Source organism: Flavobacterium sp. RHBU_3, from assembly GCF_046613565.1.
Lineage (GTDB): Bacteria > Bacteroidota > Bacteroidia > Flavobacteriales > Flavobacteriaceae > Flavobacterium.
The window spans coordinates 382,752-395,509 of sequence record NZ_JBKJHC010000003.1; the positions used below are offsets into that span (position 1 = coordinate 382,752).

The 12,758-nt window shown below is 43.0% G+C and carries 10 protein-coding genes; 3 read left to right on the plus strand and 7 right to left on the minus strand.

Going from position 1 to position 12,758, the window contains the following annotated elements:
- Positions 1-59: 59 nt before the first annotated feature.
- The 4 genes from asnB to ACLI1A_RS06065 form a co-directional block, all read right to left on the minus strand.
- Positions 60-1,676, minus strand: a complete 1,617-nt coding sequence (asnB, locus tag ACLI1A_RS06050; protein WP_411407145.1) for an asparagine synthase B — start codon at positions 1,674-1,676, stop codon at positions 60-62.
- 220 nt (positions 1,677-1,896) lie between these two features.
- On the minus strand, positions 1,897-2,349 hold the full coding sequence (locus ACLI1A_RS06055) for a hypothetical protein (protein WP_411407147.1): 453 nt from the start codon (positions 2,347-2,349) through the stop codon (positions 1,897-1,899).
- Between the two features lie 145 nt (positions 2,350-2,494).
- Positions 2,495-4,243: a TonB-dependent receptor gene (locus tag ACLI1A_RS06060; RefSeq protein WP_411407149.1), complete on the minus strand. Its 1,749-nt coding sequence runs from the start codon at positions 4,241-4,243 to the stop codon at positions 2,495-2,497.
- Positions 4,244-4,258: 15 nt separating this feature from the next.
- Positions 4,259-7,273: a tetratricopeptide repeat protein gene (locus tag ACLI1A_RS06065; protein WP_411407151.1), complete on the minus strand. Its 3,015-nt coding sequence runs from the start codon at positions 7,271-7,273 to the stop codon at positions 4,259-4,261.
- A gap of 272 nt (positions 7,274-7,545) precedes the next feature.
- Here ACLI1A_RS06065 and ACLI1A_RS06070 point away from each other — a divergent pair, with 272 nt between their 5' ends.
- The 3 genes from ACLI1A_RS06070 to ACLI1A_RS06080 are packed head-to-tail and all read left to right on the plus strand — an operon-like array spanning position 7,546 to position 10,433.
- Positions 7,546-8,229, plus strand: coding sequence for a cell division ATP-binding protein FtsE (locus ACLI1A_RS06070; RefSeq protein WP_411407153.1), 684 nt, complete (start codon positions 7,546-7,548; stop codon positions 8,227-8,229).
- Between the two features lie 9 nt (positions 8,230-8,238).
- Positions 8,239-9,561, plus strand: a complete 1,323-nt coding sequence (locus ACLI1A_RS06075) for a hypothetical protein (protein ID WP_411407155.1) — start codon at positions 8,239-8,241, stop codon at positions 9,559-9,561.
- Positions 9,558-10,433: a glycosyltransferase family 2 protein gene (locus ACLI1A_RS06080; protein WP_411407157.1), complete on the plus strand. Its 876-nt coding sequence runs from the start codon at positions 9,558-9,560 to the stop codon at positions 10,431-10,433. The genes ACLI1A_RS06075 and ACLI1A_RS06080 overlap by 4 nt, the downstream gene beginning before the upstream one ends.
- On the opposite strand, the gene ACLI1A_RS06085 is transcribed toward ACLI1A_RS06080, so the two are convergent.
- Genes ACLI1A_RS06085 through ACLI1A_RS06095 form a run of 3 tightly spaced genes read right to left on the minus strand, consistent with a single transcriptional unit; the run spans position 10,416 to position 12,731 of the window.
- Positions 10,416-11,519 carry a glycosyltransferase gene (locus tag ACLI1A_RS06085; RefSeq protein ID WP_411407159.1) on the minus strand — a complete coding sequence of 368 codons (1,104 nt, stop codon included), beginning with the start codon at positions 11,517-11,519 and terminating at the stop codon, positions 10,416-10,418. The two genes, ACLI1A_RS06080 and ACLI1A_RS06085, sit on opposite strands and share 18 nt — an antisense overlap.
- Positions 11,516-11,926 (minus strand): sugar 3,4-ketoisomerase, encoded by a 411-nt coding sequence (locus ACLI1A_RS06090; protein ID WP_411407161.1) that lies wholly within the window; start codon positions 11,924-11,926, stop codon positions 11,516-11,518. The genes ACLI1A_RS06085 and ACLI1A_RS06090 overlap by 4 nt, the downstream gene beginning before the upstream one ends.
- Positions 11,919-12,731, minus strand: coding sequence for a glycosyltransferase (locus ACLI1A_RS06095; RefSeq protein ID WP_411407221.1), 813 nt, complete (start codon positions 12,729-12,731; stop codon positions 11,919-11,921). The genes ACLI1A_RS06090 and ACLI1A_RS06095 overlap by 8 nt, the downstream gene beginning before the upstream one ends.
- Positions 12,732-12,758: the final 27 nt, after the last annotated feature.

The window sequence follows — 12,758 nt, forward strand, 5'->3', positions numbered from 1 at the left end:
GCCCTGCTTCGCAGCGGGCGCCTCCACAAACAAACAAACTAAATTCCAAAAACCTGAAATTAAACTACTATCTTCTGTTGCGCTATGGCAGTATCGGCTTGTACGTGCGCGGCATTGGCACGACCACTCGGGTCGGTGTTCGCCTGCCACTTCGGTATCCATTTCCTTACGGTTTGCGCAGCGCTCACCTGCGGGAAATGCTTATGGAATACACTACGGTAATAATACGCTTCCTTAGTAGCCGGGGTATTATACGGGAATCTTTCAGCCGCACTTGCCAGCTCCTCGTCTGTTACCAAACCTGAGCAATATTCTATAAGTGTATCAATCCAGTTATACCCCACCCCATCGCTAAACTGCTCCTTCTGCCTCCACAGCACACTGTCTGGTAGGTAAGGCTGCTCCGGGGTATCAAATGCTTTCCTTAAAATATATTTTTCAATGCCATCGTACGTCTTTGGCTGTTTTTCTTCCGGTTTAATTTTTATGGCAAGTTCCAGGAACTTTTTATCCAGGAACGGCACCCTTGCTTCAAGGCCGTGTGCCATAGTACTTTTATCGGCACGCAGCAGGTCGGCTGTAAACAGCTTTTGCACCCTGTCCATGGTTTCGCGCTGGAAATCCTCTGCCGAAGGCGCATTGCGGAAATACAGGTAACCGCCAAATATTTCGTCAGCACCCTCTCCGCTAAGCACTACCTTAATACCCTTTTCGGTAATGGCCTTACTCAGGAAGTACATAGGTGTACTGGCACGCACCGATGTAACATCATACGTTTCCAGGTGCCATATAAGCTTATCCAGTATTTCTATGCCCTGCTCTATGGTAAAGTGCACCTCATGGTGTTCTGTACCCAGGAATTCGGCCACTGCACGTGCCGCAACAGCATCGGGCGCAGCGGCATCAAGCCCTATAGAGAATGAATGCAGTGGCTTACCCATCTTCTTCATGGCCCTCGCCGCGATAGACGACGTAAGCGAAGAATCAAGTCCGCCCGAAAGCAGCACCCCGATAGGCACATCACTCATCAGCCTTTTCTCTACTGCCTGTGTAAGCGTTTCGCGAATGGCAGCATAATCTACCGGCTCCACCGCTTTGGTTATATCTTCCCATTGTGGCTTGTAATATTTTACAAAACCTGTCTTTGGCGTATAATAATGCCCCGGAGGGAAAGTTGAAAACGTTTGGCACTGATCGGCAATCGACTTCATTTCGCTTGAGAAATACATCCTCCCTCTGTCATCAATCCCGTAGTACAGCGGCTTTACACCCAGTGGGTCGCGGCCTGCAATGAAATCATCACCATCTATCACCACAAACCCGAAGATACCATCCAGCAGGTGGCAAAAATCATATCCAAACTCCTCATACAGGTGAACGATAACCTCAGAATCGGATGTAGTGCGGAACGTGTGCCCTTTCAGTTCATTCTCACGCAGCGCCTTGTGGTTGTATATCTCGCCATTGTGTACCATCCATGCATCTTTTGTACCCTGTATCGGCTGCTTGCCGGTACTAAGGTCAATGATAGAAAGACGCTCATGGCTCAGGATGTGGCCTTTTTCCGTTACATGCAAATCACTTTCATCCGGCCCGCGGTGCGACATCCTTTTAGATAACTGCTTTACCAGCGCTTCGTCTTTTCCTTTTCCTATAATTGATAATATTCCGCACATACTCCTCGTCTGTTAAAGTTCCATGTTAAAAACCAGTATTTGGTTTATTTCAACAAGACAAAGTTGCATTTTAGGTTTCAATTTTAAAACACTAAAACATTATCTTGTTTACATTTTAAACTTTTCAACCCAATATTACATTAATCTATAAGCAAAGTAGGCTTTTAGGGCACTGCCAAATTACAATCCATAAAAAAACCACCCCGAAGGATGGCTTTGTTTACTGTATATATTCTATGGTGTATCTTGTGCCGTTTACCTCAAATGCATCACCTACCCCTTTGCCCAGCATGGCAGTACCCAGTGGCGACTGTGGCGAGAGCGCTATTACCGTAACCCCTTCTACTGTTATTTTTGGCAAAGCAGTGCTTACAAACAGGTGGTGTGTATTGGCCTTTACCACGCTACCCAGCACCACCCTTTCGTTTACAGCATCCGGGTTTATTTTATCGAGCAAAGCTTTCTGTTCTAAGAACTCCGCTATTTTATGGTTGAGTTTTTCCTGTTCAATATGCATCATGCTCAGGGCAGTTTCGTGCTTATCCCCTGCCGAGCCTTTTGCATCGTTAGCGGCGCCTTCGGTCAGGGAGGCAACCATATCACGGAAAGCATCGAGTTTATCCTCCACCTGCTGTTTGTAGTATGAAAGTATTTTATGTTTTAAAGAATCCATTGAAAGATTTAATGATTGAAAATTGAAAGATTTTGGGCGGATGTAAAAGTAAAAAAGATTCTTCATTGTGAACCAAAGTCCAAACGAAGAATCTTCTATATAGATACCGAATGTTTAAATGTTTAAACCATTCAATTTTTCAATCTCATAAATTAAACTTATACGTTGCCCCCAGTAAAAACTGGAATCCCTGTACCTGGTAGTTTTGCCACCTCTGGTAGTTTTGGTTCGCTATGTTGTTCAGCTTTACAAAACCGGTAAGGCGGTCGCTGTACTTATAACTTACGTGGGCATTAGCATCAAAATAGCTTTTTAAGGTTACTACTTCTGAAGTATAAAAAGCCGTATCATCTACACTTGCTATCCACTTAACATCTTTACGGTCACCCACAAAGAACAGGTTAGTACCCGCATTCCATTTTTCATTAATGTCTATATCCAGGGTAGCACCTACTTTTATAGACGGCATGTTCCAGGCTTCGGCAAGGTCGGTGCTGTAGCCATAGTAAGTTCCGTTAATACCCGCCGTAACTGTATTAGAAAAATCGGCCTTCAACTCACCAAAGAAGCTGAATGTTTTCAGGTTACTGTACACCAGTCCAAACGAATTGCCATACTGGTAGCCAAAATAATCAGCAGCCGGGGCAAGCCCAAGCGGGTTATTAGACAAGAAAAACGCCTTATCATCTTCACTCAGGTACGATGCCCTTAAATTATAACTAACCGGGCTGGCCAACTTACCTTTTAAGCCCAGGTACAGGTCGTACTGCTGGTTTGTAGGAGTTACAGGCGTTAACGTAGGCGATACAAATGGGTTTTGACCCACAAAATCAGCATACGAGTTTTGTTTCAGCCCGCCCTCGGCACCGGCGTACACCACCATAAGGTCGCCTACCAGCTTGTGCGAGGCTTTAATCTGCGGGTAAATAAAGAACTTGTTATCGCTGGCACCATTCTGCTTGCCTATGCTGTAAAACACCCCTGCCCCAAACTGCACCGAAGTATCAGCACGCTGGTACAGTATGCTTGGCTGTATACCAAGGTTGAATACAGAATAGCTCAAATCGGTTACACCTGTATAATCCTTTGCAAAATCACCGCCTACATAATCGGCCACGACACCCACTTTTACTTTCTCCTTACCTATTTTCACATCGAAATCAGGCGTGATGAAAAAGCGATTCTCTGCCGAATCAAAGCCATCCCAAAAGCGTTTGTACTGTATCTGCGCCTCATGGAAAAAACTGTTGCGTGCCGAAAATTGCGCACCTGCATATACCGTATTATACGTTTGCTTAGGGTCTATACTGTTTATAAGGGTTTCGTCAAACGAAGTATAGTCCAGACCATACCAGTTGTACACCTGCCTTTGGTAACCCAGGTCGGTTTTCCATGTATACTCCTTTTGGCGGTTACCATAAGTAAGATCGAGCCCGTTAGTACTAAAATTATTATCCAGCGCTACCCCGTCTATATTACCCTGAGACGAAAGGTGCCTTAACAAGGCCGCAACATACTGCGTATCGTCCAGGTTATGGGTTACAAATGCCTCTCCGTTTATGGTACCGTAGTTACCCGCAGCAAGCGTTACGTAGTTACTAAAGTATTTTTTACGTTCCTCGCGGTCTACGGTTGCAGCTTTCCCTTTGGCAGGAGAAAAAGTAGAAGCTACCGGATAAGAGAAAATATTATACTTTATCTCCTCTTTTTTGGTATTCTCATCGTCTTCTATAACGGGAGTTTCTTTTACTTTAAAGGCATCAGATATGGTGGGCGTATACGGCTTAACCACGTTTACTACCTCGGTACCTATATTTTCATCCTTCTTCTGTGCCAAAGCCGACTGTATACCAGCGAAGGCAGTAATCATTGCTATTTTATATAGTGTCTTCATGGCGAATAGTCGAAATTAGTTTTTGATGGATGAGTTCCTTTGTGCTTCTTTTCCTTTAATAGTATCCAGCTCGGCCTGAGCTTCCTGCACCACATCCGGGAACGAGGTAAAATTCTTCACCACACTCTCTAATATATAGGTAGCCTGGTAGCTGTCCTTAAGCCCGTAGAAGTTCTTAGCCATAACGATAAGCCCTTTGGCACCAAAGTACTTGTACCCCGAATAGTCCTTGCTTAGCTTTTGCACCACCTTGTTACTATCCTCATACTTGCCGTCTTTATTTTTAAAGTAAGCATCGTAGTACAACGCCTCAGCAGCAAGTTCGCCTTTGGCTATGGTAAGCAGCTTGGCATACGCTGTACGTGCCTTAGCTTCATCATTGGTTTTTATAGCCGAACGCGCTACAATAATTTGTGCATCGCTTTTTACGCGGTCTTCGGTTTTGCTGTTTGCCAATACCTTATCGGCATAAATCACGGCATTACCATAATCTTTACTGTCGTAATAGCACTTCATCAGGTTGCTTTGTGCAAAGGTGGTATTCTGCGGATAGTCGGCTTCGGTTTCCAACCTTTTCAGTACCGGGATGGCCTTTTCGCAGTTGCCCGCTTTAAGGTGCACCTGCGACAGCCTTGCCAGTGCCTGCTCTGTAAATTCATTACGAGGGACAACTATCACATATTCATAATGCGGCACCGAGTTACTTTCCAGCCCTTCGGCAAAGTACGACTGTGCCAGGTAGAAGTTAGCCTTAAGTGCCGAAGCGCCGTTAGGGAACTTGCTCACATAACTGCTCAATGACGAAATAGCCTGCTTGGTATTGTTTTGCAGGTACTGCTTTTCGGCAGCTTCAAAGGCAGTGTTATCCAGGTCACTGTCGGTTACATCTACAAAGTCGAGTGTTTTTACCCAGGCAGCATACTCATCTGTACGGCCGTTGTCTACATAAATGTTACGTGCCGTTTGTACTGCCTCTACCGATTCCGGTGTATTCGGGAAATTGGCTACCACTTCCTTAAACTTGGCAAGGGCCTTTTCATCCTGTTCAGAGTTATAGTAGATAAGCGCCTCGCGCATCAGTGCTTTACTTACGTAGCTGCTGTTTTTGTATTCGGCAATCAGGCGGTCATAAGACTGTATGGCCTTAGTATTCTGTTTTTCGGTTACGTAGGTGTTACCCAGTTCATACAATGCATCATCAGCATACTTAGATTTCGGAAAACGCGCTATAAAACTGGTTAGGTCGTCTATCTTCTTCTCGTTGCGCGCTACAAAACCGTAGCTCAACGCCTTTTGGAACAAAGCATAATCGGCATCTATACCGTTCATTTCTATGGCTTTGTTATAGGCTTCCATAGCAGGCCAGTATTTGGCACTTACAAACTGGCTGTCGCCAAGGCGCAGGTAAGCATCGTTCAGCCTAAGCTTATCGTCTTTAGCCCCTGCTACATAATCGCCAAAGTACTTGGCTGCCTGGTCGTATTCCTTCAGCTTAAAGTACGTATAGGCAATGTTATAATTGATGTTCTTATACTCCGGTGTAGCCTTAGCTTCGCTGCTGCCCATAAACTGCTTAAAGCTTATCAGCGCATCGTTATACTGGTCCAGTACATACTGGGTCTCACCCTGCCAAAAGGTGGCACGCGCGGTAATGCGAGGATCACGTGGCTCGGCAATCGACTTTTTAAAGAGTGCCAATGCCTGCTGGTAACCGCCATCGGTATACAGTTCCATACCACGATAGAACGTAACTTTTTGGTAGGCAGCCCTGTTCTCCGGCGACTTGTTCTTTTCCAGAAGCGAAAGCGCCTCGGTATAGTTTTTAGAGGTAATGTATGAGTCGATTTGCAACTCCTGTATCTCCTTTTTAAACGGAGAGGCAGGATATTTTTCAATGAAACCGCCCAATACTTCCGGTACGCTTTGGTAAGGATTGCCTATATCATAGCTCAGTTTAGCGTAGTTCAGTGCGGCATCCTCCTGAATTTTTGGTTCAAAGGTCATTTCGCTGGCGTTCTTAAACGCGTTCAGCGCTTCCTGCTTCTTCCCTACTTTCAGGTAGCTTTCGCCCAAGTGGTAGTACGCATTTTGGGCAATGGCATCGTTACCGCCTACAATCTTGTTGAATTCGGTAATCGCCCTTTCATAATCGCCCTGCTTGTAGTAGGCATAACCAAGCTGATAGAAATCGGTATTGCTCCACTTGCCTTTTTCACCTTTATAATCTTTAAGATATGGTATGGCTTTATCATACTGACCAAGGTTAAAATAACTTTCTCCTATAATCTTCGAAAGTTGGCTTTTTTCGTTAGCATCGCTCTTTGGCAATTGTGGCACACCTACTTCAATGGCTTTTTTAAAGTTACCTTCCTTAAAGGCCATATCTGCCTGGAAGTAACTCATTTTTTCGCTGTACTTCTCCTTGTCGTCTACCTGCTCAAAATAGGCATTGGCTTTTTTGTAATCGTCACCTTCATAGGCCAGGAAGCCCAGGTAGTATTTGGCCTGCGAGCCATATTTTTTAGACTCCTTAACCTTTTGCAGGTATTTCTCGGCCTCTTTTTTATCACCATTGGTAAAATAGCTGTACCCCTTCTGAAAGTTGTAACGCTCCCTGTCTGTAACAGACATGTTGCTTTCGTCTACCTTGTCATAATATTCCATAGCCAGCTTATAGCTGCCATGGTTAAAATGGTAGTCGGCCATATCTATATATGCCTGGTTTTGGCGTGGGCTTACCGGGTAGCCTTCCACAAAATCCTGCATCAGTACATCAGCATTTTTCTGGTTTAGCTTTATGGCGCACTCGGCTATATAAAAAGCACAATCCGCCTGAACGTCGGTATCGTCGTTGTCGTGCTTTGTCTTTTCAAAAAGGATTTGTGCAGCCTGAAACTGCTGGTCGTCATAGAGGCTAACGGCCCTATCGAAGTCCTTTAGCTGGTGGGTGTAAATGGTAGACTGCTGTGCCGAAAGGCTTAACCCCGAAAAGGGTACAGAAAGCAGCAATAGCCTGTGGAGTCTGCGCATGATTTAGTGTTTTATGTAGGTTTCAAATATACCAATTCTTACATAAACTAACGGGCAGGTTTTGGGTTTTAGTATGTAAGTAATCTATCCGCATCGAGAATAACGAATCATTAAAACAACGTATTTACAATACTTAGGCACCCGAAAGCGTTAGTCTTTAAACACAAACTTTAACCCAAAATTAACCATATTGCTGAGGCTGTTGTAAGCAAAATAAATTTTGAAAACGGCAGTTTATTATTACTTTTACACATCAAAACATAAAAAACACCATGTCGCAGCCTATATTATCGCTAAAAAATGCAACCATATATCAGGAAAACAATGCCGTACTTACCGATATTGACCTTGATGTAACTCGTGGTGAGTTTATATACATCATCGGGAAAACCGGAACAGGTAAGAGTTCGCTTATGAAAACCCTGTACGGCGACCTGAAGCTGCAAAAAGGCGAAGGCGAATTTGTAGGTTATGAACTGGGCAAACTTAAAGAACGTGACATACCATACCTGAGAAGGAAAATAGGTATTATTTTCCAGGACTTTAAGCTGCTACCCGACCGCAGCGTACACGAAAACATGCTGTTTGTACTGAAAGCCACCGGATGGAAGGAAAAAACCGAAATGGAGGTAAAAATAGCCGAAGTGCTGGACAAGGTGGGCATGAAACAGGCACTGGGTAAAATGCCGCACCAACTTTCGGGTGGTGAGCAGCAACGTATAGCCGTAGCACGCGCCCTGCTGAATGACCCTGAGGTAATACTTGCCGACGAACCTACCGGTAACCTGGACCCGCAAACCAGTGTGGAGGTAATGCAACTGCTGCGCCAGATAAACCAGCTGGGGAAAACCATTATTATGGCTACGCACGACTATGCCCTGATTATGAAGTTCCCGGCCAAAACCCTGAAGTGCGACGAAGGTACCCTGTTTGAAGTAGTACAGCGCACCGTATAAACTTCGCTAATGCTGCAAAGGCTCCATAAAACGATAATCACATACCCGGTATATGCCATAGTGGCCGTATGCCTTTTGGTACGTTTAATCATTGCCTTTATATACCGCGATGTTACCCTGTTCCCAGATTCGGGAGATTATATAGCCCTTGCCGATATCCTTTCGCACGGCCGTCTTAATGGCTATACAGGTGAGCGTACTCCCGGTTACCCCCTGCTTATAAGTTTACTTGGCAACAGCCAGCCACTTGTAGTAGCAATACAATTGCTTTCAGGCATAGTAACTGCACTTTATACATACAAAACCTTACAACTCATTGGCTTTACAAAAGCCACAGCTACATATACAGCCATAATATTAAACTGTCTGCTGCATCTGGTTTTTAATGAGTTTTGCATCCTTACCGAAAGCCTTACACTGCTGATGCTTACCCTGGCATTTTATCATTTTTTAAAGTTGTTCTTAAACGGCAGTACAAACGTTTGGCAGATAGTGCTTATAACATTCTTTACAGCATACCTTACGTTTATAAAACCGTTTTATGCCTTTATTCCTTTTGTATTTTACGGCATGTATGTGCTTAAAAATTTCTCTTTCAGGAATGTTATAAATCCAATAGTATTACCTGTGCTGGCTTCGCTGACAATATTTTTTGGGTGGAGTTACGTGAATAAAGTTAATACCGGATACTTTGTATCTACTACTTATTACGGCCTGAACCTCGCACAAAACTGCGTGTACTTTGCAGAAAACGTACCGGATGAGTATAAAGAAATAGGGCTTATATATGCTAAACACCGTGACATAGCTTTAAAAGAAAACAAGGATGTAGCCATGAGCATTTGGTTTGCATACGAGGACCTTAAGCAATATACCGGACTAAAACCCGCCGCACTCAACGATTTGTTAGGTAAATACGCCAAAGCCGCCATTAGCCAAAACAAAGATGCTTATGCCAAACAGGTTTTCACCTCATGGATAAAATTCTGGGGTACTGATATGTTTTGGAACTATGGTGATTTTTACTGTTCCTGGGGAAGAAAACCATTACTTGTATTATGGTACTGTACCAAATGGCTGGTAATTGCGTTGAAAGCAATATTTGTATTGTTTACCCCGTATTATTTTTTTCAATATTTGAAAACCCGAAAGATTGATAAACAACTACTTATTTACGCTTTAGTATTTGCAGCTTCAGTACTCCAGGCCATTATAACCTTCGGCACCAACTCGCGCTACTCATTCCCATTTGAGACGCTTATATTTACATCATTACTCCTTACTATCGGCAGATTCACAGGCAATAAACTTTTAAACCAGCCCAAACCATGATTTCTGTACTGATACCCGCATACAATTACGATGTTTCGGCACTGGTACAGCAGGTATATGCACAGTTACAAGATGCTAATATAGCATTTGAAATTATTGTATGTGATGATGCTTCAACAACAGGCGTACTTCAGGATGCTTTTTTGGCTTCATACCCGAAGTTGCGCTATCTGAGAAACGATACCAACTTGGGCCGTACACTAACCCGCAAAAAGCTGGCAGAAACAGCCCGGTATAATAACCTACTGTTTCTTGATGCAGATGTTATCCCCGTTAGTAATGATTTTATTACCGCTTACCTGCCTTATGCAGATAAAGACATGGCCGTTTTTGGAGGATATGCGTACAAAAAAGATATTGATGTACAAGGCAAAGAGCTACGTGTAAAATTTGGCCGCAAGCGAGAAGAAATTCCGGCAGATGTTCGGAATCATAAACCCTACAGCGTAGTGTTTTCGGGTAATTTTTTAATTTCGAAAGCACTTTTCAATGAAAACAATTATCCGGCCGATGATAACTTTTACGGTATGGACCTGTACTTTGGTTATAGCCTGTATAAAAATCATGTAAAGGTTTTACATATAGATAACCCTATTTATCATCTTGGTTTGGAAAGCAACGAGGTGTTTTTCAGAAAAAGCATGGAAGCTGTGGAAAATCGTAAAGCGCTTTTACAGAATTACCCCGAAATAGCGGAAACTAATGGTATGTTAAAACAGTATACTCGATTGAAAAAGTGGAAACTGAAAGTGATTGCAGCATTTGGTTTCCAAATATTTGCACCACTGATGAAAAAAATGATTTTTGCTAAAAACCCCAATCTTTTAGTATTTGATCTGTACAGGCTTGGGTATTTATGCTCCCTTGATTAACGATTTAAACAGTTTATCCCATTGCGCCATTATCGTTTCAATATCATAACGGGAAGCCGTTTCTTTTGCCGCGACACCCAATTTTTTCCTCAATTCATGGTCTTGCATAAGTTGCTCCAGTCGGTTTACAAAAGTATCTTCATCACCATCAGGAATTAGAAAGCCATTTTCACCATCCCTTATTATGGTCCGTGGACCTGAAGGGCAATCATAAGCTACACACGGCACTCCACATGCCATAGCCTCTATAAGCACCATACCAAAGGGTTCACTGTATGATGTCATAATACTTAATGCGGCATTTAGGTACTCGTGTTCAATATCTTTTACAGGCTCTTTAAAAACAATGTTTTTAAGTTGTAAAGAAGTTGCCATTTCCTTAAGGCTATGGTCTGGGTTATCTGTACCAAAAATTTCAAGTACCCAATCAGGATGAATTTGGGCTACACGCTTCCATAAAGTAAACATCCGCTCATATCCCTTCTGTGGCGCATGCCTGCCCATAACCACAATCTTTTTATTAACCAAACTATTATCCAAGCTGTTGTGAAACCATAAAGGATTTGGCAATACCATGCCATTTGTTAGCCCCCACTCTGCCACACCGTTTTCGGTAGGTGCTACAAACTTCGTGTACTCTCCTAAGCGTTTTTTAAACAAGACAAGAATTGGTTTTTGAAATAACCTGGTTATTATATTTTTGCCAATCTCATCCTCTATAAGTGCTTTAGAAGCATGCATTTCATAGACCACAGGCATCCCAAGAGGGATAACATTCTTCAGGAAAAAACTTTTAAGCCCGTTATCGCACACTACAACTGCATCGGGCTGTACATCGCTTACATTTTTTGCTATTGCTTTGCGATACGCAAAAAAATACGACAACGGATTGCCTGATTGCGGTAAAATATGCTTTATAGCGATACTTTCCGGCATCGGAAAAAGAATAGGTTGGGTATCAGGATTAGTAACCAGTATGGTAACATCATAGCCCTTTTTCTTGGCAAGGTAACCGGCTTTAAGCAGCAAAATCCTTTGCAGTCCGCCCGCCCCGCCCAGCCTGGGTACTATGTATAGCAGTTTCATCTTTTTGTAGCGATAAATTCGTCGTAGTCCCTTATATAATCACCTTCATCATACACATCTTCAGCAATAACAAGGCACACCGCCCCTGATGAAAAGTTTTGCAGCTCGCGCCACAGCCCTTCTACCACATACAACCCTACCGAAGGTTTATTAAGTGTAAATGACTTGCGTTGATTACCATCATCAAGCACCACATCAAAACTGCCACTAAGTGCTATAAGGATTTGTTTTTGTCCGATGTGTGCATGCCCGCCGCGCTCGGCACCACTGGGCACATCAAAAAGGTAATACACCCTCTTAAAACTGTAAGGCACTATACCTTCCTGTATAAAAGCAAGGTTACCTCGGTAATCGTGTATTACCGGAAAGTCAATATATTGTATATCGTTTAGTGTAGTTTTACTCATATCGCAGTAAAGCCTTCCTGCCTTTATATGCTGCTTTTAATGCTACAGCTACCTGGCTCAGGCTTAATTTTTTGTTCTTTATTTCAAAAGCTATTTTTATAAATGTCCAAGTCAGCCATGCTGTGCCAAATAATGCTGTAAACAATGCTCCTTGTACATAATACTTTTCAGATACGCTCACTCTCTTATGTGTATCTTCAGCTGGGTGTTGTACAATAAATTCCGGTTCAGCTAATATGGTCAGTCCCTTTTTGTGTAATGCATTTACAAACACAGCCTCCTCCCCCATAGTAAATGTACTGCCTAATCCGAAACGCCTGTCAAATTCCACCCCGGCCTGCTTTACTAATGGGAGGTTAACCACCATTTCTATAGACATAACCGAAAGCCGTTGTAACTGAGACAATGAATGGTGTTTTGCTACCGGATAATTCTTATATGCCTTGCCGTTTCCATCTTCAGCCCTAAACACCATTAACGCTGTATGAGGCTGTTCATTATAGGCATTTACTATTTTTTGTGCAAAGTCCTTTCTAAAAACCACATCGTCATCGGCTATGACACATAGTTTTCCTAATGCGTGCTGTAATGCCTGGTTACGGCTGTTAGACAATCCCCTTTCAGCAGAATTAACAACCTTTACATTCGGGTAGGAAGATACTAACTCCCTTTCGGCATCAGTTTGGTTTATAACCAGAATGTTGTAATCAGAAAAACTGCCTCCGGGAAACATTCCTTCTAAAAAAACAAGGCTGTCCCTGTACATGGTAGATACCAAAATTTCAACATCCTGCAATGTAAACACGTCGGCCAAATTATTTTATCTTTACAG

Bases quoted from the DNA above. Each gene is read 5' to 3' on its own strand.
- ACLI1A_RS06065 (WP_411407151.1), bottom strand. From the start codon at position 7,273: ATGCGCAGACTCCACAGGCTATTGCTGCTTTCTGTACCCTTTTCGGGG.
- ACLI1A_RS06090 (WP_411407161.1), bottom strand. From the start codon at position 11,926: ATGAGTAAAACTACACTAAACGATATACAATATATTGACTTTCCGGTA.
- ACLI1A_RS06075 (WP_411407155.1), top strand. From the start codon at position 8,239: ATGCTGCAAAGGCTCCATAAAACGATAATCACATACCCGGTATATGCC.
- ACLI1A_RS06080 (WP_411407157.1), top strand. From the start codon at position 9,558: ATGATTTCTGTACTGATACCCGCATACAATTACGATGTTTCGGCACTG.
- asnB (WP_411407145.1), bottom strand. From the start codon at position 1,676: ATGTGCGGAATATTATCAATTATAGGAAAAGGAAAAGACGAAGCGCTG.
- ACLI1A_RS06070 (WP_411407153.1), top strand. From the start codon at position 7,546: ATGTCGCAGCCTATATTATCGCTAAAAAATGCAACCATATATCAGGAA.
- ACLI1A_RS06085 (WP_411407159.1), bottom strand. From the start codon at position 11,519: ATGAAACTGCTATACATAGTACCCAGGCTGGGCGGGGCGGGCGGACTG.
- ACLI1A_RS06055 (WP_411407147.1), bottom strand. From the start codon at position 2,349: ATGGATTCTTTAAAACATAAAATACTTTCATACTACAAACAGCAGGTG.
- ACLI1A_RS06060 (WP_411407149.1), bottom strand. From the start codon at position 4,243: ATGAAGACACTATATAAAATAGCAATGATTACTGCCTTCGCTGGTATA.